Origin of the sequence: Spongiibacter nanhainus (assembly GCF_016132545.1) — a bacterium.
Taxonomy (GTDB): Bacteria; Pseudomonadota; Gammaproteobacteria; order Pseudomonadales; family Spongiibacteraceae; genus Spongiibacter; species Spongiibacter nanhainus.
Window position 1 is genome coordinate 2,743,810 of the sequence record NZ_CP066167.1, and the last position, 25,935, is coordinate 2,769,744.

General features: G+C 58.8%; 23 protein-coding genes. 9 read left to right on the plus strand and 14 right to left on the minus strand.

Annotated elements, in window-relative coordinates:
• Positions 1–87: 87 nt before the first annotated feature.
• The 3 genes from mnmC (at position 88) to I6N98_RS12580 (ending at position 6,058) form a co-directional block, all read left to right on the plus strand.
• Positions 88–2,160 carry a bifunctional tRNA (5-methylaminomethyl-2-thiouridine)(34)-methyltransferase MnmC2/FAD-dependent 5-carboxymethylaminomethyl-2-thiouridine(34) oxidoreductase MnmC1 gene (gene mnmC, locus I6N98_RS12570; protein WP_198568695.1) on the plus strand — a complete coding sequence of 691 codons (2,073 nt, stop codon included), beginning with the start codon at positions 88–90 and terminating at the stop codon, positions 2,158–2,160.
• An 80-nt stretch (positions 2,161–2,240) separates the two neighbouring features.
• Positions 2,241–3,110 (plus strand): glutaminyl-peptide cyclotransferase, encoded by an 870-nt coding sequence (locus I6N98_RS12575; RefSeq protein WP_198568696.1) that lies wholly within the window; start codon positions 2,241–2,243, stop codon positions 3,108–3,110.
• A complete protein-coding gene (locus I6N98_RS12580) occupies positions 3,107–6,058 on the plus strand; it encodes an insulinase family protein (RefSeq protein WP_198568697.1) in 2,952 nt (983 codons plus the stop codon). The genes I6N98_RS12575 and I6N98_RS12580 overlap by 4 nt, the downstream gene beginning before the upstream one ends.
• A gap of 171 nt (positions 6,059–6,229) precedes the next feature.
• Here the strand turns inward: I6N98_RS12580 and I6N98_RS12585 are convergent, their stop codons facing one another.
• The 7 genes from I6N98_RS12585 to I6N98_RS12615 all read right to left on the minus strand — a co-directional run bounded on the left by I6N98_RS12585 (position 6,230) and on the right by I6N98_RS12615 (position 12,376).
• On the minus strand, positions 6,230–7,561 hold the full coding sequence (locus I6N98_RS12585; RefSeq protein ID WP_198568698.1) for an amidohydrolase family protein: 1,332 nt from the start codon (positions 7,559–7,561) through the stop codon (positions 6,230–6,232).
• 64 nt (positions 7,562–7,625) lie between these two features.
• On the minus strand, positions 7,626–8,369 hold the full coding sequence (locus I6N98_RS12590) for a hypothetical protein (RefSeq protein WP_198568699.1): 744 nt from the start codon (positions 8,367–8,369) through the stop codon (positions 7,626–7,628).
• An 8-nt stretch (positions 8,370–8,377) separates the two neighbouring features.
• Positions 8,378–9,541 (minus strand): thiolase family protein, encoded by a 1,164-nt coding sequence (locus I6N98_RS12595; RefSeq protein ID WP_198568700.1) that lies wholly within the window; start codon positions 9,539–9,541, stop codon positions 8,378–8,380.
• Between the two features lie 2 nt (positions 9,542–9,543).
• Positions 9,544–9,939: a Zn-ribbon domain-containing OB-fold protein gene (locus I6N98_RS12600; protein ID WP_198568701.1), complete on the minus strand. Its 396-nt coding sequence runs from the start codon at positions 9,937–9,939 to the stop codon at positions 9,544–9,546.
• 5 nt (positions 9,940–9,944) lie between these two features.
• Entirely contained in the window at positions 9,945–11,201 is a 1,257-nt protein-coding gene (locus I6N98_RS12605; protein ID WP_198568702.1) for a cytochrome P450, read from the minus strand.
• Between the two features lie 63 nt (positions 11,202–11,264).
• Entirely contained in the window at positions 11,265–12,086 is an 822-nt protein-coding gene (locus I6N98_RS12610; protein ID WP_198568703.1) for a coniferyl-alcohol dehydrogenase, read from the minus strand.
• 89 nt (positions 12,087–12,175) lie between these two features.
• The gene (locus I6N98_RS12615; RefSeq protein WP_198568704.1) at positions 12,176–12,376 is read right to left on the minus strand and encodes a ferredoxin; all 201 of its coding nucleotides are present in this window, start codon (positions 12,374–12,376) and stop codon (positions 12,176–12,178) included.
• A gap of 173 nt (positions 12,377–12,549) precedes the next feature.
• On the opposite strand from I6N98_RS12615, the gene I6N98_RS12620 reads away from it, so the two are divergent.
• The 5 genes from I6N98_RS12620 to I6N98_RS12640 all read left to right on the plus strand — a co-directional run bounded on the left by I6N98_RS12620 (position 12,550) and on the right by I6N98_RS12640 (position 18,234).
• On the plus strand, positions 12,550–13,320 hold the full coding sequence (locus I6N98_RS12620) for a hypothetical protein (protein ID WP_198568705.1): 771 nt from the start codon (positions 12,550–12,552) through the stop codon (positions 13,318–13,320).
• Positions 13,321–13,347: 27 nt separating this feature from the next.
• Positions 13,348–14,082 carry an SDR family oxidoreductase gene (locus I6N98_RS12625; RefSeq protein WP_198568706.1) on the plus strand — a complete coding sequence of 245 codons (735 nt, stop codon included), beginning with the start codon at positions 13,348–13,350 and terminating at the stop codon, positions 14,080–14,082.
• A gap of 28 nt (positions 14,083–14,110) precedes the next feature.
• Positions 14,111–15,769, plus strand: a complete 1,659-nt coding sequence (locus I6N98_RS12630) for an FAD-dependent oxidoreductase (protein WP_198568707.1) — start codon at positions 14,111–14,113, stop codon at positions 15,767–15,769.
• An 82-nt stretch (positions 15,770–15,851) separates the two neighbouring features.
• Positions 15,852–17,321 (plus strand): aldehyde dehydrogenase family protein, encoded by a 1,470-nt coding sequence (locus I6N98_RS12635; RefSeq protein WP_198568708.1) that lies wholly within the window; start codon positions 15,852–15,854, stop codon positions 17,319–17,321.
• Between the two features lie 100 nt (positions 17,322–17,421).
• On the plus strand, positions 17,422–18,234 hold the full coding sequence (locus tag I6N98_RS12640) for an SDR family NAD(P)-dependent oxidoreductase (RefSeq protein ID WP_198568709.1): 813 nt from the start codon (positions 17,422–17,424) through the stop codon (positions 18,232–18,234).
• A gap of 39 nt (positions 18,235–18,273) precedes the next feature.
• On the opposite strand, the gene I6N98_RS12645 is transcribed toward I6N98_RS12640, so the two are convergent.
• Positions 18,274–19,644: a glycosyl hydrolase family 79 N-terminal domain-containing protein gene (locus I6N98_RS12645; protein ID WP_232787333.1), complete on the minus strand. Its 1,371-nt coding sequence runs from the start codon at positions 19,642–19,644 to the stop codon at positions 18,274–18,276.
• A 406-nt stretch (positions 19,645–20,050) separates the two neighbouring features.
• Here I6N98_RS12645 and I6N98_RS12650 point away from each other — a divergent pair, with 406 nt between their 5' ends.
• Positions 20,051–20,575, plus strand: a complete 525-nt coding sequence (locus tag I6N98_RS12650; RefSeq protein ID WP_198568711.1) for a nuclear transport factor 2 family protein — start codon at positions 20,051–20,053, stop codon at positions 20,573–20,575.
• Here I6N98_RS12650 and I6N98_RS12655 read toward each other — a convergent pair.
• The 6 genes from I6N98_RS12655 to I6N98_RS12680 form a co-directional block, all read right to left on the minus strand.
• On the minus strand, positions 20,572–21,834 hold the full coding sequence (locus tag I6N98_RS12655) for an MSMEG_0569 family flavin-dependent oxidoreductase (protein WP_198568712.1): 1,263 nt from the start codon (positions 21,832–21,834) through the stop codon (positions 20,572–20,574). The two genes, I6N98_RS12650 and I6N98_RS12655, sit on opposite strands and share 4 nt — an antisense overlap.
• A gap of 65 nt (positions 21,835–21,899) precedes the next feature.
• A complete protein-coding gene (locus tag I6N98_RS12660) occupies positions 21,900–22,184 on the minus strand; it encodes an MSMEG_0570 family nitrogen starvation response protein (RefSeq protein WP_198568713.1) in 285 nt (94 codons plus the stop codon).
• Positions 22,172–23,227, minus strand: a complete 1,056-nt coding sequence (locus I6N98_RS12665; RefSeq protein ID WP_198568714.1) for a sll0787 family AIR synthase-like protein — start codon at positions 23,225–23,227, stop codon at positions 22,172–22,174. The genes I6N98_RS12660 and I6N98_RS12665 overlap by 13 nt, the downstream gene beginning before the upstream one ends.
• Positions 23,224–23,859, minus strand: coding sequence for an MSMEG_0567/Sll0786 family nitrogen starvation N-acetyltransferase (locus tag I6N98_RS12670; protein WP_198568715.1), 636 nt, complete (start codon positions 23,857–23,859; stop codon positions 23,224–23,226). Before I6N98_RS12670 ends, I6N98_RS12665 begins: the two co-directional genes overlap by 4 nt.
• Positions 23,860–23,869: 10 nt before the next feature.
• A complete protein-coding gene (locus tag I6N98_RS12675; RefSeq protein WP_198568716.1) occupies positions 23,870–24,964 on the minus strand; it encodes an MSMEG_0568 family radical SAM protein in 1,095 nt (364 codons plus the stop codon).
• Complete coding sequence (locus I6N98_RS12680) at positions 24,927–25,934, minus strand: Nit6803 family nitrilase (RefSeq protein ID WP_198568717.1); 1,008 nt, start codon at positions 25,932–25,934, stop codon at positions 24,927–24,929. Before I6N98_RS12680 ends, I6N98_RS12675 begins: the two co-directional genes overlap by 38 nt.
• Position 25,935: the final 1 nt, after the last annotated feature.

Consider the following 25,935-nt stretch of genomic DNA (forward strand, 5'->3'; position numbering starts at 1 on the left):
TGAAGCAAAGAGAAACACAGTAACTAGAGACTCGGTTAAACACTGTTACAATAGCGCTCCGCCGGTCATCACCCTGCATACAGCTCTGTGGAACACTCCCCAAATCCTTATCATCTGACTCCCGCCGAAATCCAATGGGACGACGACCATACCCCCGTCGCTGCGCCCTTCGGCGATGTGTACTTTTCCCGCGACAATGGTCTGGAGGAAAGCCGTTACGTCTTTCTCGATCACAATGCCCTAGCCCAGCGCTGGTCCGAGCTGGCACCGGCCGGTGGACGTTTTACCATTGTGGAAACCGGTTTTGGTACCGGTTTGAATTTTTTGCTGGCCTGGCAGCTGTGGCAACAATTGGCCCCGCCTGGCTGGACGCTGCACTACTTGTCGGTAGAGAAACACCCGCTGCGACCGGCGGACCTGGCCCGGGCTCAGCAATACTGGCCCGAGGCGCTGCGCGACCTGAGCCTCATACTACAGCACAATTATCCAAGTCTGATACCCGGCCATCACCGCAGAATGTTGAATAAGTCACAAGTCTGCCTGGATCTGTGTTTTGGTGATGTAGGCAACATCTTGCCCCACCTTGCCGAGCCGGGCGGACTACCCTGCGTGGACGCCTGGTTCCTGGATGGTTTTGCCCCCGCCAGCAATCCCGGCATGTGGACGCCAGAACTGTTCCAGTCGATGGCCCGGCTCAGCGCCCAAGGCGCCACCTTCGCCACATTTACCGCTGCCGGCGCGGTGAAGCGCGGGCTGCGGGAGGTCGGCTTTGCAGTGGAAAAAGTGAAAGGCTATGGCCGCAAACGGGAAATGCTAAGGGGCCATTGGCCCGACTCACCCAGCGCTGAGCAGCCGCCCGAGTGCCCGCCGAGCACACCCTCTCTGCACACAGCAGACAAGTCGCGGTCACAGCAACTACCCTGGCACCAACCCGCCGCCCAGCATCCGGTCAGTTCCGTTGCAGTTATCGGCGCTGGGCTGGCGGGTTGCAGCACCGCCGCGGCCCTTACCAAACGCGGCCTTAGGGTCACCGTCATCGAGCGGGAGGCCAAAGTCGCCAGCGGCGCCTCGGGCAATCCACAGGGCGTTTTGTACACCAAATTGTCACCCCAACCGGGGCCCCTCAATCAGTTCACCCTGAGCAGCTTTCTCTATGCCTGCCAGCACTATCAACCCTTGGTAAATAGCGGCGCCATCGATGGCGAGCTGTGCGGGGTGCTGCAGACCGCCAACACGCCCCGTGAACGGGAGCACTGGCAACGGCTACAACAGCAGTTAAGCAACCCCCAAGACGAGGCCGATTGGCTGCGCTTTGTCGATGCCGCCGACACCGAAAGATACTGCGGCCTGGCCATCGACCGCCCCGCGCTGTTTTACCCCAATGCTGGCTGGCTGGTGCCGGGCAGCGTCTGTCAGGCGGCGCTGAGGGACAGCAATATCGACGTGATCACTCACAGCGAGGCCATCGATCTGCAATGGCAGACCGACGGCAATCAATGGCGGGTAATGGATGCCCGCAACCAGGAATTGTGTCGGGCCGACGCGGTGGTGATCGCCAATAGCCATGACGCCACCACGTTGCCCCACTGCGGCGAGCTGCCCCTGCGGCGTATTCGCGGCCAGCTCACCTATCTGCCGGAGAGTGACCTTGCCCAGCGCCCCAGCTCAGTGATCTGCCACGAGGGCTACCTGGCACCGCCGGTGGAGGGTCAAGTTTGCCTGGGGGCCAGTTTTGACCTTCACGCCGACTCGCTGGCCATTACCGACGACGACCACCAGCACAACCTGGCCCAGCTCGACGATATCGCGCCGGGGCTGGTGGCCGCGCCCCATATCCTTGGCGGTCGAACCGCCTGGCGCTGCGCCAGCCCGGATTACCTGCCTATCGTCGGCGCAGTACCGGATATTGCCGCCTTTGAAGAGGACTATGCCCCGCTGCGCAAAGATGCTCGCCAAAATATCGACCGCCCCGGCCGCTACCTGCCCAACCTCTACGTCAACGTCGCCCACGGCTCCCGGGGGCTAACCTCCACCCCGCTGTGCGCCGAGTTGCTGGCCAGTTACCTGTGCCGAGAATTGCGTCCCCTGCCATTTTCACTGTGTGAGCACCTGTCACCGGCGCGATTTGTGATCCGCGACCTGATGCGAAACCGGCGATAAGCGGTATCATGGCCGCTATGACCGCCAGTCCTCCATACCGCTCCTGCGCCCCAGGCCCTAGCTCAAGGGGTTGTTGGGCCATGCTGCATGTTGTTTTTGTGGCAATGGTGGCGCTGCTTCCCCTGTCCGGCTTTGCCCAAGCGGCAACGAGTCCGACCCTTACCCAGGCGCCAAAGCTGGATTATCACGTTGTGGCCCGCTACCCCCACAATCCGGCCTTCTTTACTCAGGGCCTGGAGTTGTACAAGGGGCGTCTGTTCGAGACCAGTGGGCTCTACGGTCGCTCCCGGGTGTTGTCCTACCCGTTTCCTCCGCCGGAGAGCACGCCGGCCTTTGGTCTTAAAGGGGTGGCATTGCCGGAAAGGCTGTTTGCCGAGGGCCTCACCCTCTACCGGGATCGACTCTACGTGCTCACCTGGCGGGCCGGCCTGGGCCTGGTGCTGGACGCCGAAAGCTTCGCACTGCTGTCGCGATTCCGCTACGCCGGCGAGGGCTGGGGCCTGTGTTATAACTCGAGCCTGGGAGAGGGCGGCAGCATGGTTATGAGCAATGGCACTGCCACGCTGCAATGGTTAGCCCCAGACGACCTGAAGGTAAAGCGCAAAATCGTTGTAAGGGATGGCGGCCAGCCAGTGGATAAGCTGAATGAACTGGAGTGTCTGGGCGATGTCATTTTGGCAAATCGCTGGCAGCACAACGACATCGTCATCATTCATAGCCGCAGTGGCCAAGTGCTGGCGCGGCTGGACCTCAGTGAACTGGTCCCAGAGGGCCTCAACCCCCAGGCGGTACTTAACGGCATCGCCTATGATCACGATAGCGACAATTGGCTTGTGACCGGCAAACTTTGGCCCCATATTTACCGTATACAATTTCAACTACCAGTGACGGAAACCCCCGTCGCCGGCGTAAACGCGCCTACAACCACACCATCGCAAGGAGTGTTATGAACCAGCTCGCCACCCCCACCCGCACCGACAGCTTCGAGTTATTGAGCCGGGAGGAGATCGCCGCTCTGGGTCTGGAACTCAGCGAATACCGCCACAAAAAAACCGGCGCGGTACACTACCACCTGGCCAGCGACAACCCGGAAAACGTCTTTCTGGTGGCCCTGCGCACCGTGCCCCACGACAATACCGGCGTGGCACACATCCTTGAGCACACTGCCCTGTGCGGCAGTGAGAAGTACCCGGTTCGCGACCCCTTCTTTATGATGATCCGGCGTTCGCTAAACAGCTTTATGAACGCCATGACCAGCTCCGACTGGACCGCCTACCCCTTTGCCAGCAGTAACCGCAAAGACTTTGACAACCTGTTGCAGGTCTATCTGGATGCGGTATTTTTCTCCCGCCTGGACCCGCTGGACTTTGCCCAGGAAGGCCACCGCCTGGAGTTTGCCGAGCCCACTAACCCCAAGTCCGAGCTGCAATTCAAGGGCGTCGTGTTCAACGAAATGAAAGGGGCAATGAGCTCCATCAACAGCCAGCTGTGGCAAACCTTGTCCAAATACCTCTTCCCCACCGTGACCTACCACTACAACAGTGGCGGCGACCCGGAGGCGATTCCCGATCTCAGCTACGACGAGCTTAAAGCCTTCTACGAGAGCCACTACCACCCCAGTAACGCCATTTTTATGACCTTTGGGGATATTCCTGCCGAGGAACATCAGGCGCGCTTTGAAGAGCTGGCGCTGCATCGCTTTGACGCGCTGGAAAGGCATATTCACGTCCCCGATGAAAAGCGCTACCACTCACCGATTCGCGCCGAAGAGGGCTACCCCCTCCCCGCCGATGAGGATCCCAAAGACAAGACCCATATTGTGATGGCCTGGCTGCTGGGCACCAGCACCGACCTAAAAACCCAATTGGAAGCCCAATTGCTGGCCGGCATCCTGCTGGACAACAGCGCCAGTCCCCTGCTCCACGCCCTGGAAACCACCGAACTGGGCAAGGCGCCATCCCCCATGTGCGGACTGGAAGACTCCATGCGGGAGATGGTCTTTGCCTGCGGCGTGGAGGGCAGCAATCCGGAACAGCGGGACGCGGTAGAGAAACTGATTCTGGATACCATCGCCAAGGTCGCAGAGAACGGTGCCGACCAAGACACGGTGGAATCCGTGCTCCACCAACTGGAACTGCAGCACCGGGAAATCGGCGGCGATAGCTATCCCTACGGTCTGCAATTGACCCTTAACGCCCTGGGCAGCGCCACTCACCGCGGCAACCCCCGGGATGTGCTGGACCTGGATCCGGCGCTGGCCACCCTGCGGGAAAATATCCAGCACAGCGACTACATACCCAAGCTGGCCCAAGAGTTATTGGACAACCCCCACCGCGTGACCCTGGTGTTGCGCCCGGACCAGCAATACCACGACCGCGCCGAAGCCGCCGAGATACAGCGCCTGGAGCGTATCAAGGCCGGCCTCAGTGACGACGATATTCAACAAATTATCAAACGCTCCCAGGACCTGGCCGAGCGCCAGGCCCTGAAAGAAGACGAAAGCATTCTGCCCAAGGTCACACTGGACGACGTACCAGTGGATATTCCGGTATTGGAGTGGCAGGCGGCCGAGTTTGGCTCACTACCTGTGGAGCAATACGGACGCGGTACCAACGGCTTGGTTTACCAGCAAATCTTAATCAACCTGCCCGAGCTGTCCGACGAGGAGTTGGCGATTCTGCCCATCTACACCCAGGCCCTAACCGAGCTGGGGCTGGGGGATCAGGACTACCTGCAAATCCAGGCCCGCCAGGCCCGAGTGTGTGGTGGCATCAGCGCCTACAGCAGCATGCGCGGCGGCATCGATGATGAACAGCAACTGCAAGCGTATTTAGTCCTCAGCTCCAAAGCCCTGCTGCGCAACGCGTCTGAGCAGGCGCAGCTAATGCGGGATACCTTAGAGTCGGTTCGATTCGATGAGCACAAGCGCCTGATTGACATCGTTATGCAACTGCGGGCGCGGCGCGAATCCGCGATTACCGGCAATGGCCACGGTCTGGCCATGGCCGCCGCCAGCGCTGGCATGAGCCCGGTGGCCCAGCTCAACAACGCGCTGGTGGGCCTACCCGGCATTCGCGATCTCAAACAGCTGGCTAAAAATCTCGCCGACGCGGACCAAAGCGCAGCAGCGGCCACTGACCTGGCTCAGCGACTCAAGCGGCTACACCAGAAAATGCTGGCCAATCCCCGCCGTATGCTGCTGATTGCCGAGCCCGAGCACTTGGGCGACTTGGAGCAAACCCTCGCGCCGATATGGACCGACTTTAACGCCAGTGGTGCGTCGGCACTTGACCGGGGCAAGATCCGGGAAGGCCGCAAAGCTTTCTGGTCCGCCAACAGCCAGGTCAACTTCTGCGCCGCGGCCTATCCCACGGTGACATCCAACCACCCCGACGCCGCCGCCCTTACCGTGTTGGCGGTCTACTTGCGCAACGGCCATCTGCACAGTGCCATCCGCGAGAAAGGCGGCGCCTACGGTGGCGGCGCCTCGCAAGACTCCAACATCGCCGCGTTCCGCTTCTTCTCTTATCGGGACCCACGCTTAAAAGACACGCTGGCTGACTTCAAAGCCTCCATTGACTGGATGCTGGACACCCCCGTCGACGATGATGCCCTGGAGCAGGCCGTATTGGGCGTAGTCAGCAGTATCGACAAACCCGGCTCCCCTGCCGGCGAAGCCAAGCAGGACTACCACAACCGCGTCTTTGGCCGCACCCCCGAACAGCGCAAACTGTTCCGGGAGCGGGTGATCAAGGTTAGCGGTGAAGACTTATTGCGGGTCACCCAGACCTACCTCAAAGACGTGGAGCCCAGCATCGCGGTGATCAGCAACGACAGCCAAGCCGGTAAACTCGGCGATTGGATTAAGGAGAATGGCTTTACCTTAGAGAAAATGTAGAGCCAGCGCCGGTTCGTGGCGGACATAAAAAACGATGTCCGCCCTACCTTTATGGACCCTGTAGGGTGGACATCGCTTTTTATGTCCGTCCTTCATCTACAGGCACAAACTACGCGCACAAAAAAAGGTGGCCGAAGCCACCTTTCATCGCTGTCGCAATGCTGTCTGTCATCAACCTGCTTTGCGTTCCTCGGCGCTCTTGGCGTGGTGGGCAAACATCTTCATCAAATCGCCAGATACGATGCGGCGTTTTTCCTCACCGGCGGCCAGGGGCGCATCACCACCGTAAGACTGGGGCGACGTGTCGACACCGTCGGCAGCGGCTTTGGCGCGCAGCGCACCTACGGTGACTTCTTCGCGCTTGAAGTGAGAGAACAAGTCAAAGTTGAAGTAGCGCATCGCGTTGCGATGGGTCACCTTCTCGATCTGTTCTTCAGTCAGCTCCTTAACGCTTTCCCACAGGTGCTCGGGTACTTCCGGCCACAGGGTGTCGGAGTGCGGGTAGTCACACTCATAGGCCACCATGTTCTCGTCGAAGGCGTCCAGGTTTTTCAAGCCGAACGCATCGTCGATAAAGCAGCTCATGAAGTGGCGACGGAAAATGTCGCTGGGCTTCATGCCGCCGAAACCGGAATTGGTCCAGGCTTTGTGACGCTCGTGGCTGAAGTCGGCCCGCTCCATGAAGTAAGGAATCCAGCCGATGCCGGACTCGGACAGGGCGATCTTCATGCTGGGGTAGCGCAGCAGCGCGTCCAGGTTCAGCCAGTCAGCGGCACCGGTAGAGACCGACATCGGCATGGTGGTAATCCAGGCTTCGATGGGGGTTTCCATTGAGGCGTGGGGCGCGGGGTTACCGGCACCGATGTGCAGGCAGGTCACCATGTCGTGGTCAACCAGTGCCTTCCACATGGGCTCCCAGTACTCGTTATGGATGCTGGGCAGACCCTGTACGGTGGGGTTTTCGTTCAGCGAAACAGCGGTAACGCCCTTTTTGGCCAGACGCTCGATTTCAGCAACGGTGGCTTTCATGTCCCAGGTCGGCAGAATGCCGCAGGGGATGAAGCGACCGGGGTGTGAGCCACACCACTCGTCGACGTGCCAATCGTTGTAGGCGCGCAAATGGATTTTGGCCAGCTCTTTGTCTTCCGCTTTATGGAAGCGACCGCCGTCAAAACCAACCGCGGTACCGAAGTTCAGCGACGCGGCAATACCGTTGGCATTCATGTCGTCAACACGGGCATCGACGTCGTAAACGCCTTTGCGCATTTCTTCCAGCGAGGTGGGCTCCATGCCGTACTCTTCTGGCGGGCGACCCACGACGGCGTTCAGGCCCACGGAAGGCATAAACATCCCCTGGTAGGTCCAGTAGCTCTTGCCGTTCTCGTCGGTGCAGAATTTAGGGGCGGTTTTCAGATCGTCGCCAGACAGGTGCTTGTCAAACATGTCCGGCGGCTCAGTGATGTGGTCATCCACACTGATGATCACCATATCGTCTTTTTGCATATCGTCCTCCTATCGGCGACTGTTATTGTGCCGGTTGCTAATACCGTGTAATCCGGGCCAAACGCTAAGCCCGGCGAACACTTGGGGGAAGCGCCGGCTCGACGTTGTCGAGGGGTCGTGCGCTCCCGTGACTGAAATCAATAATTTCACCCACCCGGCGGGCGCGCCGAGCGCGCTCCGGCTGGAAGGTGTAGCAGTTGGATGGCATTTTGCTAGCATCCGACTGGTCGGCGAGGGGGATCGTCCGACCGTGGGCCAGCATCATGCCCCACTGCAGCAGACGGGCGGCCTCTTGGGTCGCCTCATCCTGCCTGTCTATCCACTGGCGCAGTTTGTCCAGTCGTTGACCCGCTATGGCCTCAGGCCAGGTCAACACAAAGGCCTTGTCCTTCCAGTGCAAGACCAACTCGCCATTGCGCCGTATCTCGGCGCTTCGCTCTCCCGCTAGCGGGTCGCTGACCACGATGTCGTAGATCAACGTGTCACTGTCCGCCGCATGGGCCGCCGCCAGCACTGCCAGGTCGAACAAGTGGGTGCAGTTCTGGCGCTTTTGTCCTGCTCGCTCTGTAAATTTTGACAGTGGCAGATCCCGAAAGGTCTGCGTCAATGTCGCCTCTGCCCCGGGGCAGGTTGTCCAGGGCGCCCGGTGTATTGTCGGTTCGACGCTTTGCGCAACGCCGCCATCGTGATGCACCGTCACTGACATGCAATGAAAGTCATCTTCCAACTGGCTGCACACCGCCAGCTTCGTCGGTGTTACCCGCAGCCGCCGCCAAAACCCGGTTGCGGTTTCACAATGGCTATCCACGGTAAGCCTCAAGCGTCCCGCGCCAGCAGCAGGGCTGTGGCCAGAGGGCCACCACCTGAGGTGGCAACCGCCACCTTGGGATCGCCGGGAATTTGCCGCTCACCGCCATTACCGCGCAGCTGCAGTACGGATTCGTGGGCAAAACCAAAGCCGTGGAAACGCCCAGCGCCGATCTGCCCGCCAAAGGTATTCATCGGCAGTTCGCCGTCCAGGGCAATACGCTGACCGCCCTCAACAAACTTGCCGCTCTCGCCTACCTCGCAAAAGCCCAGCGCTTCCAGCCAGGTCAGCGCGAGAAAACTAAAACCGTCGTAGAGCTGCACGGTATCGACATCGTCGGGGCGATAATCGCAGCGCTTCCACAGGTCTCGTCCAGTGGCATACGACGCCATCCACTCGGCCTGGTCCCAGCTGTGCCGGTCGACACTGCCGGCCATGGCCGCGATGCGTATAGGCGTGCACTTGATCTCGTCCAGGGCGTCGCCTGCCGATACGATCAACACCGTGGAAGCATCGGTATACTGGTCACAATCGAATAAACACAGCGGGTCACTGACCATCCGAGCGCTGAGGTACTCATCCATGGACAGGGGCTTGCCATACATCAAGGCCTTGGGATTGCGCAGCGCATTGGCGCGGTCATTCAAAGCCACCTGAGCCAGTTGCTCCCGGGTCAAACCGTACTTTTTGACATGGCGCATGGCGTACTGAGCTACCCAAACCGCCGCCGACAGCGCGTTAAAGGGCGCGGTCCACTGGCTCATGCCGTCTACCCGATCCCGGCGCGGCATCGGATACTCGTCAGGTTTAGCCATGGCACCGGCCTCGTACACGGTGCGATAGCAGATCACATGGCGGGCCTGGCCGGATTTAATGGCCCCTACGGCGGCCACAATAGCGCCCAGCTGGGAGGTGATTTCGCCACCGCCGGCATACCAGGTAGCCTTGATGCCGAGGGCGTCGATCAGCTCGTCGGCGCCCACTGGGGAGAAGCCCAGCATTTGCGGCACTCGTCCCGGATAGGTAGATACGCCGTCGATCTGTTCAATACTCAGGCCGGCCTCGGCCAGGGCTTCCCGCACGGCATCCACCGTCAATAACAGCGGGTGGCGCTCCAGGCGCTTGCCCACTTCTGACTGACCGATACCGGTGATAAATGCGTCGCTACTCACCCTTACTTCACCTTCTCAAAAAGCGGAATGTAGACGTCGTCCTGGTGTTCGAAGGTGACCGCCACGCGATCGCCGATATCCACCTCATTGACCTCGCAGCCGATGACATTACTGGTGAGTATTACCCCTGGTGCATCCTCCAGAGCGATACGCGCCACCACAAAGGGCACCTCCATGGCCGGGTGCCACTTTTGGTAATTGACCGTGTAGGTGTCGACAACGCCGTATCCCGACACCGCTTTGGGTGCCACGTTGTCAGACAAGCAGTGCCGACATACAGGACGCGGCGGATGGATATAACCCTGACAATCATTGCAGTGCATGATGCGCAACTCGCCCTGCTCGCCGCCGGTCCAAAAATCTCGGTTAAAAGAGTCCAATCGCGGTAGTGGTCTCATGGCGTTTAGGCCTCCCAAACCAGATGAAGAGAGTCCACGCCAATCACATTGCCGCAGTGAAAGGTGGGGGGCTTATTGGGATCGACACTGAACATCGGCAAGGCCGCCAGTAACTCTTCGTAGAGCACCTGTAATTCAACCCGCGCCAGATGCGACCCCAGGCAGCGGTGCGGCCCGGCATTAAAGGCAATATGGGGATTGCTGCGGTCCAGCATGTAGGTCTCGGGATCGGCGTACTCCCGTGCATCCAGGTCGGCGCCCGGCAGGTACATCACCGCGCGCTCGTCTTTCTTCATGGTCACCCCCTGGAACTCCACATCCTTGGCGACCCGGCGCGGCGGCACGGTAAAGGTGTAGCGACGCAGCAGCTCCTCGGCGGCATCCTTAATCAGCTCTGGCTTGTCACGCAGTTTGGCCTGCAACTCATGGTCACGAGCCAAATGGCGAACACCGTGGCCAATGCCCTGCATCACGGTATCCAGGCCGGCGATAAACAGCAGTACACCGTAGTTTTCCAGGTCTTCCTGGGTGGTGGGGCGACCGTCCACTTCGACCTGCCACAGCATGCTGAGAATATCGTCTTGGGGATTATCTCGGCGCTCGATAATGGTGTCCCGCATCGCAGCGGCCACGTCCTGCATTGAGCGCAAACTGTCCAGCGGGTCTTCCGAACCGATGGCATCCAGGTGCTCCCGGGTCAGGCGGCGATACTCCGCCAGCTTTTCCAGGGGCAGGCCCAGCATTTTTAAAAACACCTGAACCGGCAGCGGCTCGGCCACTTCACTCATCAACTCGCAGTGACCCCGGTCGGCAAACTCGGCAATCAGCTCTTTGGCTAATTGCCGGATGCTGTCTTGCAAGCCAGCGATGGTCTTGGGAGAGAACACCCGCTGCAAGGGCTGGCGATACTTGGTGTGCATCGGTGGGTCGAGGTTGATGGGAAAAGCCTCGGGAATGCGCCCCATCTGCTTTTCCAACTCGGCAAATATCTCCACCATTTGCTCGCGGGGATAAATCTCGTTGGAAAAGGCCTCCACATCTCGGGCCGCTTCAAAGTTGGCACTGTGGCTTAACAATACCCAGTGCCCGCCATTGCGGGGAGTCCAGAATATCGGCGGCGCATTGTGCAGCAGATCCACCACCCGACGGTGGGGATCGGCATTGAGCTCGGGGTCCCGAAACATATCAAAGTCATAGCTCAATGACTCGGGAATATGCCCGGGACGACTGACGGCTTCGCTAAGTTGAACTGCTTCTGACATAGACTCTGTCCGTTACCACTGAAGTGCATCGGGACGCATCAAGCGCGCCCCGGCGTCTTCTCTTTAGCCGCCCATCATCGCCGCCAAGGCAGACAGATCCACCTGACCAGTCATCATGCCCGCCATAAAGCCGCCATCAACCGGCAGCGCAAGGCCGTTCAGGTAGCTGGCCGGTGCACTGTTCAAAAAGATGAGCGCTGCCGCTTGCTCTTCCGGTGTGGAACGACGACCAATAGGCTGGATAAAGGTGTTGAGGACTTTGTCGTCGGTGGCTTCTTCAAAGTGACTCATCATTGGCGTCTGGGTCGGACCAGGCAGGGTGCAGTTGATGCGGATGCCCTGTTTGATCAACTTGGGTGCCATCATCAGCGTCCAGACACAGACCGCTTCTTTGGAGAAGGAATAGCCCTCTTTGACGTGCTCTTCTTTATGCTCTTCACACCACTTAACAGCAGCGTCGTAGCCTTCGTTAGCCAGGAACTGACCGTGCAACTCCATCTTGCGGGGATAGCCCATACCGCCGTTGGAGGAGATGGTCACAATGCAGCTGCCTTCGCTCATCAGGGGCAGCACTTTCTCGGTGAGGTGACGCATGCCGATGAAGTTCACTTTCATTACGTCCATCGGCGGCGCAGTTTGCGGCAAGCCGGCGCAGTTAAATAGCGCATCGACCTTGCCACCGATTTTTTCGATGGCGGCGTCGATAGTCGCCGGGTCGCGCAAATCGACTTGGTGGAACGAGGCGAGGTCCAGGCTGGATTCTTTGAAATCCAGGCCATGCACTTCCGCACCCAGCTCCAGCAATTGCCGGGCAGTCGCCTCCCCCATACCGGAGTAACAACCGCTAACAATGACACGTTTATTCTCATAACCGAGAAAGCTCATTTCTTATCCTCTTTATTCGCTATGTTGCCGTGGCAATGAGGGCATCAGGACCGCCCGACCAAGGCCGAAAGATTAAATTTCGATTACAACTAGTCTTCATCATCGATAATGTGGATGACTCGCTCGGGGCAGGCCCGGGCACCACGGCGGGCTAGCTGCTCCATACCCTCCGGCACATCCACCTCGACAACACTGATATAGCCATCGTCGTCCAGTGGGAATAATTCTTCAGACACATTGGCACATCGGGCATTGCCTACACAGGCGTCTTTATCGATCCGAATCTTCATTAAGTCCTCCCCGATTTTGCAGCTGGCGCTGCCTTCGTTTTTTGCGTTAGTATACATCAGTGCTGTTCAATAGCAACATAACAGAACGCGCGACAGACCGCACCATCAACACCGCTGAAATGCGCTCATTTCGCGTACTCGGACGGTCAAAGTCGCCCTAACAGGACAATAAGATGACGCTTTATACAACGGTGCACTTTCACAATGTGACGGCGGGACGGGAGCTGGAATACGCCACCTGGTTTGACGGCGCCCACCGGGAGGAACTGGCCAAACTGCGGGGCTTTAAAGGCGCTGAGCGCTATGAGGTCGCCGAGCAGCAAATCATGCCGGACATCCTGCAACCCTGGCGCTACGTCAGCGTTTACGACTTCGAGACCGACACTCCGGAAATCGACATTCCCGCCCTGGGGCCACTGCTGGCCAATGTCCGAGATAAAGGGCTCATCGCCGACGATAGCGCCGAGCGTATATACAGCTATCAGCTATTTGGCGACTGGAAATACAGCCCCAACTATCAGCCGGATCAGCCGCTGTCCGGCGTCAGCATCATTCTCGGTAACTACGTGGCAGGGCACTATGAGGAATATCAGAAGTGGTATGAAGAAGTGCACAGTGTGGAGGTCATCAATGTCCCCGGCCATGTCGGTATGAAGCGCGGCGAACTCAGCAATTACCAGGTTGAGCCCCGCCACTACTGCCCCGGTGACCAGCTGGTGCTCTGCGCTCAGCAAACCGATGACCTGCTGTTTACCCTGCGGGACTTCAGCGCCCGGGCCCGTGGTGTTAGCCCCAGTGGTATTGCTATGGAGCCACGCTCCCAAACCGGTTCTTTCGCCCGTACAGTGCACTACTTCAACAAGATTAGCGGCGATAAATTCTGGCCCGGCGGTATCGCCTATGGCGGCGATCTGTCGGCCTACCAGCAAAGCGACGATGAATAACAATAGGCTGTAGAGACCTTCTTATTTATGACAAAGACAATGGTAATTACCGGCGCTGGTGTAGGCCTCGGTCGCGCGCTGGCAAAACGCTTCGCCCAGGATGGTGATCAGGTGGTTTTGCTGGGCCGCACCAAATCCAAACTCGACGCGGTTGTCGATAGCATCGGCGACAGGGCCACCGCTCTGGCCTGCGATGTCAGCTCTGCCGATTCAGTGCGGGAGACCTTTGCCGCAATAAAATCTCAGTTCGGCAAGGTCGATGTACTGATCAATAACGCCGCTGTGTTCGAGCCCTACAAGATTGTCGACGCTAAAGATGAGCAGATCATCAGCGCGGTGATGACCAACCTCGCCGGTGCCATGTTCTGCGCCCGGGCAGCCATCCCACTGATGGAAAAAGGCAGCCATATCATTAATGTCACCAGCGAGTCGGTGGGCATGCCCTTTCCCCACTTATCGGTGTACCGCTCTAGCAAAGCCGGGCTGGAGCAGTTTACCGGCGCACTGGCCCAAGAGCTGGAACCGGAGGGCATACGGGTGACCAATGTCCGCGCTGGACAGATGTACGAGGAAGGTAAGTCCTGGGACGTGGACCCCGAGGCCCGGGCCGCCTTTGGCAAAGCCGCTATCGCCGCCGGTATCAATCTGTTGGAACGACCGCTGTCACAATTTGAGTCGGTGACTCAAGTGTTCCGCAATGTCATCGACCTGCCCGCGGACCTCCATATCGGCAGCGTCGGCCTCGGTGCCCGGCATCCCTAATCTTACCCACTGCGGAGACACTAATGTTATGAAGCAGAACGTAGACTTTATCGTAGTGGGCAGCGGCGCCGGCTCGATGTGCGCCGCGCTTAAACTGCGCTCGGCGGGCAAGTCGGTGATGGTGCTGGAAAAAACTGACTTACTGGGGGGCACCACCGCCACCTCTGGCGGGGTAATGTGGATTCCCAACAACCGCTATATGAAAGAGGCTGGCGTTCCCGACAGCCGGGATGACGCCATTGCCTACCTGGCGGCTACTGCAGGCGCCGATGACGACGCCCCAGGTGCCAATGCCGAACGGCGAGCCACCTATGTTGATCAAGCGCCGGCGATGCTGGAGTTTCTTATTTCCAAAGGCCTGCGCTTTCGCCGCATTCCCAGTTGGCCCGACTACTACGAGGCCCCCGGGGAGTCGGAGCTGGGCCGCACCGTGGTCTCGGAGCTATTCGATCTCAACACCCTTGGCAAAGAGTGGAAAGCCAAGCTGCGGCCGGGCTTTATTCCCCTGCCGGCCTATCTCGAAGAGGCCATGCAACTGCCCAATATGAAGCGCTCCAAAGCCGCCAAGAAAACCCTGTTCCGCATTCTGGGCCGGACGCTGAAAACCCGGCTGACCGGCAAGCACCTGGTTACCGCCGGCCACGCATTGCAGGGCCAATTGCTGCGGGCCGCGCTGGATGAGGGTGTCGACATCCATGTTAACGCCGCCGTGAAAAAGCTCCTTACCCACGGCGACCGGGTCTCCGGCGTCCTGGCCAACATCAACGGCAAGGATATGGAGATCAATGCCAGCGCCGGCGTGCTGATCAATGCCGGCGGCTTTGCCCGCAACCAGGCCATGCTGGATCAGTATATTCCCGGCGCCAAGTCGGAGTGGACCAATGCCAACCCCGGCGACACCGGTGAAATGATTCAGGAAGCCATGGCCCTCGGTGCCGCGGTGGCGCAAATGAACGAGCGGATGGGCTCTCCCACCACCCTGCCCCCCAACAACCCCGACATGAAGCCCGCCATGCAGGGCGACCTGGCCAAACCTCACAGTATTGTGGTGGACCAAAGCGGCCAGCGCTTTATGCGGGAGTCGGCGTCCTATATGGCGCTTTCCAAGGCCATTCTGGAACGCCAGGCGCAGTCACCGTCGATTCCCAGTTGGATGATTCTCGACAGCCAGTACATCGACAAATATTGGCTGGTAGGCGGCGGCGTTAACAAGAAAAAGTTGCAGACCTGGCTCGACGCCGACTTTATCAAACAGGGCGACAGCCTTGAGGCACTGGCCCAAGCCTGTGACATTGATCCCGCCACGTTGTCCAACACAGTGACCCGCTTCAACGGTTTTGTAGACGCCGGCGAAGATAGCGACTTTGGTCGCGGCGGCCATATTTACGACCGCTGGCTGGGTGACGACCTGCACAAACCCAATGAAACACTGGGCAAAATCGACAGCGGACCGTTTTATGCACTGCGGGTTTACCCCGGCGATCTGGGTACCTTTGGCGGCCTGCTCACCGACGAGCACGCCCGAGTACTGCGGGAAGACGGCAGCGTGATGGAGGGGCTCTACGCCACCGGCACCTCCACAGCTTCAGTAATGGGGCGAATTACCCCCGGCGCCGGCGGCAGCATAGGGCCCTCCATCACTTGGGCTTACGTTGCGGCTTGCCACGCCGCCGGTGACAGTAGTTAGCCAAAGACAGTACTTGAACAGCAACATAAACATAAACGCGACTAACAGCGCCCATAGGGCGCCAATCTTAGAGGAAAACACCATGACCATGCTCGCTGATGCCAATCTCTATATTGATGGCGTTATCCGCCCCTCGGCGAACGGCAACACTTTTGATGTCATCAACCCCTGGACCGCGAAGCCCTGCGGTAAAGCAGCGGATGCCACTGAAGCCGATGTCGAGGAAGCCATCGCCGCCGCCCGGCGCGCCTTTGATGAAACCGACTGGTCGGTCAATCACGATCTGCGCTATGAGTTAGTGACCAAGTTCGTCGATGAAATGTTCGCGCGAAAAGACGAACTCACGCTGATCGCTCGGGTAGAGGCCGGCTCTGCTATCGGCGCTGCTAGCCGCGCTCAGATCGACGGCGCCCTGAATGGCGGTCGCGACCTGCTGGAGTGCTTTAAGAAAGTGACCTGGGAAGAAGACCGTGGCCGCAAAAACGATATGGGCATCGAGTCTGACCGTATAGTGATCCACCAACCGCTGGGTGTCGTGGGCGCCATTACCCCGTGGAACGTGCCCCTTTACGTCAATGTGGGTAAGGTGGTGGCCGCGCTACTGGCTGGCTGCACGGTGATTCTAAAGCCAGCGCCCGACACCCCCCGTATGGGCTCTATCATGGGTGAGATCGCCGACAAGGTTGGATTGCCCAAGGGCGTATTTAACGTTATCACTTCTGCCGACCCGGCTATGGCGGGAGAAATGCTGACCAAAGACAAGCGGGTGGATGTCATTTCCTTTACCGGCTCGACGGTTGTGGGCAAGCGCATTATGGCCAATGGCGCCGAGTCCCTGAAGCGCATCTTCCTGGAGCTGGGAGGCAAGTCGGTGAATATTATTTTGGAAGACGCCCCCGACTTCCAAATCTGTTGCATGATGGGTATGGCGGTCTTCCACGCTGGCCAGGGTTGCGCGATGCCCACCCGGATGCTGGTCCCCAGAAGCCGCTATGACGAAGCGATCGAAGCGCTAAAAATTTCCTACGGTAGCTTCTCGCAAAAATGGGGTGAGTTCGACAACCCCGAACATATCATGGGCCCGGTGATTTCCCAGAAGCAGTACGAGCGGGTGTTGGAATACATCGAGATCGGTAAAAAAGAAGGCGCCGAGGTCATTGCCGGTGGTGGTCCCGCCAAAGAAAAAGGCGATGGCTACTTTATCCAGCCCACTTGCTTTGCCAACGTCACCAACGACATGCGCATCGCCCGGGAGGAGATCTTTGGTCCGGTACTGGTGGTCATTCCCTTTGATGATGACGAAGACGCCATTCGCATTGCCAATGATAACGACTACGCCCTGGGTGGCGCGGTAATGTCCGCCGACAAGGAGCGTGCCACCAAGATTGCCCGACGCATCAATGCCGGCGCAGTGAGTGTTAACGGCGGCATGAGCATTACCGGCGACCTGCCCTTTGGTGGTTTTAAAGGCAGCGGTATGGGCCGGGAATGGGGCGTGGAAGGCATCGAGGAATTCCTCGACACCAAGGCCATAGCTTTCAAAGCAGAGTAGTAGCTGAAGCAGCTGCGGTGGCCCGCAAGGGTCACCGCCTGTACATTCCATCCCGGTAGACGCGCTTACAAACTACAACCTTGCGGACAGCGGCGGTGCCATGACCTTCTTACAACAGTACGGACCCTGGGCTATTATTGCCGGTGCATCCGAGGGCGTCGGTCAACACTTTGCTGAGGTCTTGGCCGAGCGCGGGCTTAACCTGGTTCTGGTAGCCAGACGCCAAGCGCCGCTGGACAGCCTTGCTGCAGATCTCCAACAGCGCTTCGGTATTGAGACCCGGGCCGTAACCATGGACCTGTCGGCGCCGGACGCCAGTGCAAGACTGCTGGCACAGCTTGAGGATATCGACGTCGGACTGCTGGTGTATTGCGCCGGTGCAGATGCCAATTACCGAGGTTTTCTGGATGCCCCCCTCACCGAAGCTGAATCCATAGTGCAACGCAATTGCCTGGTTCCCATGCAACTGTGCCATCACCTGGGCCGATCGATGGCCGACCGCGGTCGCGGCGGCATTATCCTGTTCGGTTCAGGGGCCGGCCTGGCTGGCGCCCGCAACATGGTGGCCTACGGTGCATCCAAGGCCTTTGACATGGTCTTTGCCGAAGCGCTGTGGTGCGAACTTAAACCCTTGGGGGTCAATGTACTGGGGCTGATGCTGGGCGAAACCGACACACCGGCGTTGCGTCGCCTGCGCTTTCAGCGGGGTTTAAGTAAAAGCCCTAACCAGCCCGTTAAAGGCGCCGAATCGGTGGATTATGTGGTGCGGGATGCCCTCGCCAATCTCGGCAAAGGCCCTACCCGCCTGGCCAATCGAAAAATGCGCCTGGGACTGAGGCTGTTATTCCCACTCTCCCGCAATACCCTGGTGGCCATCATGGCCAAGGGCAATGAAAAGGTGATGGGTAAGTAGGCCTTATCTTAGGCCAGACTCTGGACGCTATGCCCTGATTCAGCAGCACCAAAAGCTGATGCTGTTAGGGGCCAAAGCTCCGGGAAAGGGGATTGCTTCAAAGTGCGCTAATTTTACCCTGCCCTTTTTAAAGCGCAGCTTTTTGCCATTTAGCCTCACCTTGCGGCTGGTAAGCGACTTTGCTGTGAGCTCATATCCCCCGGTGATACGATCGCCAATCTCCGGTGGCAGCACCACCTCCACACGACGAGCCGTAAGATTAATCAGCAACAATACTCGGCCCTCTTCCTTGGCCGAGTGCAGATAACAGCGAATATAGGGCGTATTGCTGTCGATAGCGTACACGCGCTGCCCCATCAACTGCCCCCACAGCCAGCTCACCCAGTAATCCGGCCGAGGTTTTAAGGTAAGGCGGCTTATCATGCCGTAGTCACCGCCAATCAGCGATTGCCTAACCATCACCCCTTGTCCCTGCCGAGCCCCCATGCCCAGTTGATCGGCCCACCAAAAGCTCGATACCCAGCGGTCGGATAGCTCAGGCTGTCCGCCGCACTGGGCCGAGCCCGTTTCCCCGGTCCACAACATGGCATTGGGTTGATAGCGATCACGCAATACCCGCAGCCGTTGACTATAGCTGCGGAAATACTCAAAGGACTTGGGGTCAAGCAAATGACGGATACGGGCCCGCCGGGTGCGAACCGGACTGCGATCGCTTTGAAAGGGATAGTAATGCCAGTCGACTATATCCAGATCAAAGCCCAAGTGAGATAAAAATTTGGGGGTAATATTGGAGATAGGCCGCACGGTCTCCCCCAGCCTAGGCCAAAAGGCGCTGCCAGGGCCGGAGATCTTCGCCCCGGGATAGTACGAGAGCACACTCTGCCGAAATTGACTGTAGTCCCTGGCGAGATTGACCGCCCTGGGCTGGGACATTAAGCCGTGGAAGGCCCAATAGGCGTTCAGCTCATTACCCAACTCAAAGACGTCGATATGGTAACCCCGATCCCGGCTGTAATTTAGCAAGGCCTCAAGTTCAGTGCCCAGCCATCGCCCGTGGTGCTCGCGCTTAAAGAGGCCATATTTGCAGGTAAATACCAGCTTTAAGTCATTGCGATCCAGAAAGGCATGCAGGTCATCCCACTGCTCCCGGGTCAACACCAGAGCATTGGCATCGCCGGCGGGTCTTTCAAAGTAGTGAATTTTATCCGCCTCGGACCCACCAACCCGCAGATAGGCCGGACCCAATAACTGCACCAGCCGATCCAGCTTCTCGGAGTCGAGAGCCAGCGGAGGTGTACGCAGGGTGCCCAGACCCCGGCGGGTATTCAGGGCGCCCTCCCACCAAAAGCCACCGGCAAGCACCGAGATATCAACGGAGAAAGACAAATAGCGCCGATCGATTTCAGCCACTATATTGTTGCCAGGCAGGGTCAAGTTGGCGCGGGTGAGAGGCGGCGCTGACGGAGCCCAGCACACAGCCACTAACTGGCGTAAAAGCCGCCCGCAATAAGTGTAAACGAGCCACACATTGCGTTTCAGCTGTATCGCGTTAATACCGTCTCTCCTGTTTGGGCCACCCATGTATCCAACAATGTCGTGTTTACAGGCATGTTACAGCTGCGGTGTCAGGCTAGACTTTCTACACTGCTGCCCTGCCAAAATAAAAAGGGTGTCAACCACAGGTGAGTGTTCGGCGCTAGGGATGGGCACGCAAAAACGCCGTCCACAATGGGCTATGATAGGTGTTTATTGCTGATCGCAAGACCGGGCTTTGGTTCTACAAGGGGACTGTGAGAGGGCGCTGTGAGGAGACGATATGCGTGACAAAGACCAAATAACTGCAGTGCTGACTAATTATGCCACGGGGATTGATCAGCGGGACTGGACGTTATTTCGCAGCTGCTTCACCGAGGACTGTCAGTGCGACTACAGCGAAATGGGTGCCTGGCGAGATAGAGAAAGCATTACCCGCTATATGATCCACGCCCACTCAGGCCCATCCTTGCACCGCTTAAGCAATGCCAGCATTCACATTGAGGGCGATAGCGCCAACTCACGGGTTTATGTCGATGCCCTGGTCACCGGCCCCAAGGGCATTGGAGGAGCCCAGACACTGGGATACTACGAGGATACCTGGCAGCGCCGAGATGAGGGCTGGAAGATCAGCGCACGACGTTTTGTACCAGTGCGCCTAAAATTCCTCGGCCTGCTGGGGCTTATTCCCTCTTTTCTAGCTCTACCTATCGCCGCTCTGGCATCACGGCGGGTGAATGCCGCCCTCAATACCAAAAACCAGAATACCAAAAACCAGAATGCCAAAAACCAAAATACCAACCACTAAGCACTCACGGCATCGGCCACTTCGGCGGACTCGTATTCGGCAATTTTTTGTCCCAGGTATTCAGCATCTCTGGCTACCCCGGAGAAGCGCCCGGAACCCCAGGTATGCAGCCAGGGCAGACCGATAAAGTACAAGCCCGGCTGGGGCGATACGCCGCGACGGTGTTTGGGTTGCCCCATGCCATTGAACACCGGCGCATCCAACCAGCCAAAGTCGGGTTTAAAGCCGATGCACCAGATAATGCTGGCAATGCCTGCTTCTGCAAGCTTCAAGCGAGTCCGCTCCTGTTGAGGTGCCCACACCGGTGTATAGGGCTCTGCTGGCGGCGCATCGATACCGGCCTTGGCAATATAGTCATCGATACGGGCATTGATATTGCGATAGGTGTCATCGGCCTGATCCAGGTTAGATGTCAGGTTATCGCGAAATAACAGCTCGCCGTCCTCAAAGTCCTCCAGTGCGCCAAACAGCTCCATTCCCTCAAGGGCAAAGCGCCGCAGGTCGATCTCCCGGCCGCCATCGCGACCGGTAACATAGTGGTTGGTATTGTCCCGAACGCCCTCTCTTAAGGGGTGGTCCTCCACCGAGATATCGTAATAACCCATCTCATGCAGCCACTCCACCACATCTTTGCCACGATACTGACGGGCTACTCGTGGCGCGTTTCCGGTAGCCAGATAAACCTGTCGACCCGCCAAATGCAAATCCTCGGCTATCTGCGCGCCGGACTGTCCCGAGCCCACCACCAGCACCGGCCCTTCCGGCAGCTGTTGTGGATTTTTGTACTGGGCAGAATGCATTTGAAATGTCTGTGCCGGCAGCTTCTCCGCCATGCGGGGAATAATAGGGCTGTGGTATCCCCCGGAGGCTACCACCACCTGCTGACAGCGGTAGTTGCCCTCAGACGTTTGGACGGTATAGCCGCCGTCATCGTCGATACTCACTTGCTCCACCGCCACCCCCTCCCGGATGGGTGCTTGGACTTTATCGGCAAAACGCTGCAAGTAATCGAGAATCTCCTCCCGGCGCATAAAGCCAAAGGGGTCATCACCATCGTAGGGATGGCCGGGCAGCTCGCACTGCCAGTTGGGAGTCACCAGGGTAAAGGAATCCCAGCGTTGGCTGGCCCAGCTGTGCATCTTGGTGCGGCGTTCAAACACCAGGTGCTCAATGCCCCGCTGTTTCAAGTAGTAACTTACGGACAGCCCTGCCTGTCCACCGCCGACAATAATCACAGGGATTTGCTTTGACACAGTCATAACCGTATTTCCTTGCACTGATCAGTAAAGCAGCGCCCCAGGCACTGCCTCTAAAGTTGAATCAATTAGCGGATCTCGAGGATTTCCACTTTCCTGTCTGGGCTGCTTAAAAAGCGCTGAGCCTTGTGTTCAATTTGCGCCAGTTGATCTATGGCGCTACTGCAGTAATAGCCGTACTTTTTTTGCACCCTCTCACTGGCCTCGTTCAGGGCCAATCGGGCCTGCTGAACAAATTCCTCCAGGTCGTAGCTTTGTTTTTCCTGCAAGTGCTCGTGCAACACGGTGGAGGGGGAGTAACAATTGTCGACGCTGCCGTCGGGCCAGCGCACGGTAAAATTTAAAGCGGGCATGGGTAAGCATCCTCTAAAGTCTGTATGGCTGTATAAGGGCTATAACCTTCGGCTTGGGAACGGGACTTGACTTGGAACTTGGCTTGAGACTTGCCACCAAGGCCCATCAGGGGCTGCTCGAGCAAATCCCAGAACAGGTCCTCCTCTAACCCCTCTCTGACGGTGAGCTGCAAACTAGTGTTGAGGGTACCGATGGGTGCTGCATCGATGCCCCGCGCTGCAAATAACGACAGCAGTGTCGGCAGATAGCGGCTGTCACAACTCAGCACATAGCCAAAGCTGGGGAAGCTGCACAGCCAATCGCTGTGGCTAATACCCGCCGGACGTGGAATGGCCGCCAGATCCACATCGGCGCCAAGCTGAGAACACTCCAGAAGCATGAGCAGTGTGCCCAGCAATCCGGCCTGGCTAATGTCTTTGGCGGCACTGGCCAGGCCCCGCTCCGCGATGTGTGGCAGCAGTTCGATATCACCCCGCAAGCGCGCCGGCTCGGCACCGGTGGCCGCATTCCAATTGAGGTAGGGCCGCCGATACTCGCCCCGCAGATCAATAGCGGCCACCAGTGTCTGCCCGTCTTTGGCGGCAAAGCTGCTCAATAAGGCCTCGGCCTGTCCAACAATGGCCACTGCCAATTGGGGCCCGCTGGCGTGAAGGTTGGTATGCCCCCCCACCACCGGAACATTGAAGGTCCGGGCGGCGTCGGCCATGCCCTGCATCATCAACTTGGCGCTGTCATGACCCTGGTCCCAGATGGCATTCACCACGGCTGTGGGGCGCCCACCCATCGCGGCAATATCGCTGACATTGACCATGACCCCACACCAACCGGCAAACCACGGATCGCTTTCGACGAACTCCGTGATAAAGCCCTCCATAGCCAGCAGGGTCCAACCCTGGCCGCCGGGAATCACTGACGCATCATCACCGTTGCGACAAAAGCCCTTGGGCAGCTCCGGCATCAGCGGCGCCAGATCGGCAATGTCCCGCTTGTGGTCAATACCTGCATAACGACGAACGCTACTAACGAGATCAGCAAGGCTCATTTGCCGCCCTCCCCGTGCACGGCCAGCAAGCTGGGGAACAGCTCTCCGGCAGCCCGGCGTGACGGCCGCCGATTGCACACCATAAAGCCCTGATAGGGTTTATCGATGGGTGGATAGCGGCGCAAATCCGCTTGCATCAACGCGTGCTCCTGCCCACATACCCAGTTGCTGCCAATCCGCCGCCAATGCAGACGACGAAACAGCGGCTCGTTGCGCAACTGGACATTGGCAAGAAAACACTCGCAGCCCAGCGCGTGGGCGCTGGATACCGCCAGCTTGATCAGGCTGGCTCCCAGCTGGCCCTGCCGTCGATAGGCACTATCGACAGCCAGCCGGGAGCCATACCAGGTTCCCGGCGCTTCCTGGTGGATACGCACCGTAGCCACCACTTCCTGTGGGCAGCCACAGACACTGCCCAGCGCTACCAAGACCTGTGCCTGTCGGTCTACCGCATCAATATCGTCATCGACAAACAGACCCTGCTCGCCGCAAAAAACCCGGCGGCGCAGATCATGGGCGGCGTCCACCTCCCAGGGCGCGCTTGCCCATTTAATGGTGTAACCGGTGTAGGGCAGCTCGCCCGTAGTCCGTCCGATCTCACTTCGCGGCGCCTCTGGCAATGGCATCGACATTAGCGGCTCCTCACACTTCGTATTTAGATTGACTGGAGCAGGCACCGCAGCGCCCACAGCCGGCTTTGATATCGGTGGAGCGCAAATTACCCGCCTTTAGCAGTGCGCCAACGCCCCGCAGTAACCCATCCATAAACTCGCTGCTGGGTGCCGGATGGTCCTCCAGGGGCGTACCCCGAATAGGTACGAAGGGCACGACAAAGGGGTAAACCCCCAGCTCCACCAGCTCTTTGCAACAGTTCACAATCGCCTCGTGGCTGTCCCCCAGTCCAGCGAGGATATAGGTGCTGACTTGCCCGCGACCAAACACCGACACGGCATCGGCAAAAGCCTGCATGTAAACCGGCACTGGCAATTCCGACTTACCGGGCATCAATTCGTCTCGCAGCGACGGCGTCACGACCTCGAGGTGCATACCCAGTGCATCGATACCGGCGTCTTTCATACGCTGATACCAAATGGGATCTCGCGGCGGCTCGCACTGCCCCTGAATGGGAATATCGACGGCAGCTTTAACCGCTTTGGCGCTATCACACAGGACCGACGCCCCCCGGTCAGCGCTCGCCGGCGTGCCGGTGGTCATCACCATGTGCTTGATGCCATCCAACTTCACCGCCGCGGCGGCAACTTCCGCCAACTGCTCGGGGGTTTTGTGGGCAATGGTTCGACCGGCCCGAAGCGACTGGCCGATTGAGCAAAACTTGCAGGCTTTGCGGCGGCTCTCGTAGCGAATGCAGGTTTGCAGCACCGTCGTCGCCAACACATCGGCGCTGTGCAAGGTGGCGATATGTGAATACGGCACGCCGTCGGCGGTGCTCAGGTCATAGAAGCTGGGCGTATGCACAAAGGTGATATCGGCGACCGGGATACCATCCTTATGTAGCGCCGGACCGCTGTCTTCGTCGCCAATGGAATAGGGGGACTGCCAGGCCTCATCGCTGTAGATGGGCACCATCACCGTGCTGTCGCCCACTTGCACTGCCTGGTGATCGCTGGGACCAGCGCCGCCGCGCCGCGTTAGGTGATCACCGCGCTTGCCATTAAGCCGTAGGCCCCGGGTCTGCAGATCAGTGATCAGCTGCTGTGTCGGCACGTTCGCATTCATCGCTGTATTCTCCTGTGGGCATGTCCGGCGCGCGGCCGGCCATGGTGTGGCTGCAGTGACTGGGCTGGTCGTTGATGGCCAGGCTCAGCAGTTCCGGCCGGGCGTAATGGCCCACGCTGTCCATCATGCGTTTTCGTTTGGTAATCAGGCGCATATCGAGGTCGGCTACCACTAGCCCCTCTCCCTCCCGCAGTGGCTCGGCAAGATTGACGCCCTCCGGTGAGACAATCGCGGTGTGGCAGCCACTGCGCAGGCCTTTCTGCAGGGCCGGGTCCGAGGTAATAGAGGCGATCTGCTCGTCGCTGAGCCAGCCGGTGGCATTCACCACAAAGCAGCCGGACTCCAGTGCGTGGTGACGTATGGTCACATCGATCTGCTCGGCAAAGATCGGCCCCACCATTGAGCCGGGAAACTGGCTACAGTGGATTTGCTCGTGCTGGGTCATCAGCGCGTAGCGGGCCAGGGGGTTGTAGTGCTCCCAACAGGCCAGAGCACCAATTCGCCCTACCCGGCTGTCCACCACTTTCAAACCCGAGGCATCACCCTGCCCCCACACCATGCGTTCGTGAAAGGTGGGGGTGATTTTGCGACGCTTCAGCAGCAGTTCTCCGTCGGCGTCAAAGATCAATTGAGCGTTATAGAGACTGCCGTGATCGCGCTCATTGACCCCCAGCACCACGACAATGCCTCGGGCCCGGGCGCGCTCAGCCACTGCCGCTGTGACTGGCCCCGGCACTACCACCGCCTCTTCATAAAGGCGCATATGCTCGGCACCGCTGGCCACCGGGGGAGTAACAAAGGAATAGTATGGGTAGTAAGGCAACAGGGTTTCCGGAAACACGATCAGCGCCGCCCCGCCGGCAGCAGCCTGATCGATAGTTGCCAGCACCTTGGCCAGCGTCCCCTCACCACTACTCAGATCGGGGGCGATCTGAGCAGCGGCAACGCGGATGGTTTGAGAGTCAGACATC

What these genes read in the sequence shown, in the direction of transcription:
- I6N98_RS12680 (WP_198568717.1), bottom strand. Translation starts at nt 25,934, where the DNA reads ATGTCTGACTCTCAAACCATCCGCGTTGCCGCTGCTCAGATCGCCCCC.
- I6N98_RS12650 (WP_198568711.1), top strand. Translation starts at nt 20,051, where the DNA reads ATGCGTGACAAAGACCAAATAACTGCAGTGCTGACTAATTATGCCACG.
- I6N98_RS12615 (WP_198568704.1), bottom strand. Translation starts at nt 12,376, where the DNA reads ATGAAGATTCGGATCGATAAAGACGCCTGTGTAGGCAATGCCCGATGT.
- I6N98_RS12620 (WP_198568705.1), top strand. Translation starts at nt 12,550, where the DNA reads ATGACGCTTTATACAACGGTGCACTTTCACAATGTGACGGCGGGACGG.
- I6N98_RS12575 (WP_198568696.1), top strand. Translation starts at nt 2,241, where the DNA reads ATGCTGCATGTTGTTTTTGTGGCAATGGTGGCGCTGCTTCCCCTGTCC.
- I6N98_RS12665 (WP_198568714.1), bottom strand. Translation starts at nt 23,227, where the DNA reads ATGAGCCTTGCTGATCTCGTTAGTAGCGTTCGTCGTTATGCAGGTATT.
- I6N98_RS12610 (WP_198568703.1), bottom strand. Translation starts at nt 12,086, where the DNA reads ATGAGCTTTCTCGGTTATGAGAATAAACGTGTCATTGTTAGCGGTTGT.
- I6N98_RS12635 (WP_198568708.1), top strand. Translation starts at nt 15,852, where the DNA reads ATGACCATGCTCGCTGATGCCAATCTCTATATTGATGGCGTTATCCGC.
- I6N98_RS12630 (WP_198568707.1), top strand. Translation starts at nt 14,111, where the DNA reads ATGAAGCAGAACGTAGACTTTATCGTAGTGGGCAGCGGCGCCGGCTCG.
- I6N98_RS12675 (WP_198568716.1), bottom strand. Translation starts at nt 24,964, where the DNA reads ATGAATGCGAACGTGCCGACACAGCAGCTGATCACTGATCTGCAGACC.
- I6N98_RS12655 (WP_198568712.1), bottom strand. Translation starts at nt 21,834, where the DNA reads ATGACTGTGTCAAAGCAAATCCCTGTGATTATTGTCGGCGGTGGACAG.
- I6N98_RS12625 (WP_198568706.1), top strand. Translation starts at nt 13,348, where the DNA reads ATGACAAAGACAATGGTAATTACCGGCGCTGGTGTAGGCCTCGGTCGC.
- I6N98_RS12605 (WP_198568702.1), bottom strand. Translation starts at nt 11,201, where the DNA reads ATGTCAGAAGCAGTTCAACTTAGCGAAGCCGTCAGTCGTCCCGGGCAT.
- I6N98_RS12640 (WP_198568709.1), top strand. Translation starts at nt 17,422, where the DNA reads ATGACCTTCTTACAACAGTACGGACCCTGGGCTATTATTGCCGGTGCA.
- I6N98_RS12585 (WP_198568698.1), bottom strand. Translation starts at nt 7,561, where the DNA reads ATGCAAAAAGACGATATGGTGATCATCAGTGTGGATGACCACATCACT.
- I6N98_RS12600 (WP_198568701.1), bottom strand. Translation starts at nt 9,939, where the DNA reads ATGAGACCACTACCGCGATTGGACTCTTTTAACCGAGATTTTTGGACC.
- I6N98_RS12580 (WP_198568697.1), top strand. Translation starts at nt 3,107, where the DNA reads ATGAACCAGCTCGCCACCCCCACCCGCACCGACAGCTTCGAGTTATTG.
- I6N98_RS12660 (WP_198568713.1), bottom strand. Translation starts at nt 22,184, where the DNA reads ATGCCCGCTTTAAATTTTACCGTGCGCTGGCCCGACGGCAGCGTCGAC.
- I6N98_RS12670 (WP_198568715.1), bottom strand. Translation starts at nt 23,859, where the DNA reads ATGTCGATGCCATTGCCAGAGGCGCCGCGAAGTGAGATCGGACGGACT.